A 497-nucleotide genomic window follows, 5' to 3' on the forward strand; every position below is an offset into this window, starting at 1 on the left:
GTTGACCAATTAAAATGTAGGGGTCTTCTACAGGTCGTCCACCAATCCATGTTAAAATTATTCATGAGGCTACAAGAATTCAGAACATGAGTTGGTTTAGGGGGTAGAATGTTAATCTTCGTTTGTTTATTACATGGGTAAGAGGAGGAATAAATAGAATTAATATGGCTGCGAATAAGGCAAGAACTCCGCCTAGTTTATTGGGGATGGATCGCAGAATTGCATATATTCACAAGAAATACCATTCCGGCTTAATGTGAATGGGGGTGACGAGGGGGTTAGCCATTAGAAAATTTTCTGGGTCTGTAAAGAGGTTTGGCTCAAATAGCACTATGAGGGATAGTCCCAGGATAGCTAGTATATAGCCTAGGGCGTCTTTGATGGAGTAGTAAGGATGAAATGGAATTCGATCAGAATCTGCGTTTACTCCGATTGGGTTGTTAGATCCTGACTGGTGAAGGAATATAATGTGTAAAATTGTAGCAGCTATAATTACG

At 40.0% G+C, this 497-nt stretch carries 1 protein-coding gene and 1 pseudogene; both read right to left on the minus strand.

What is annotated here, in order from left to right; translation table 11 throughout:
* Window positions 1-79 precede the first annotated feature (79 nt).
* Entirely contained in the window at window positions 80-229 is a 150-nt protein-coding gene (locus L5849_RS17515) for a hypothetical protein (RefSeq protein ID WP_370459238.1), read from the minus strand.
* A pseudogene (locus L5849_RS17520) lies at window positions 230-497 on the minus strand (cytochrome b); the annotation flags it as partial.

The organism is Erythrobacter sp. SN021 (assembly GCF_021864455.1).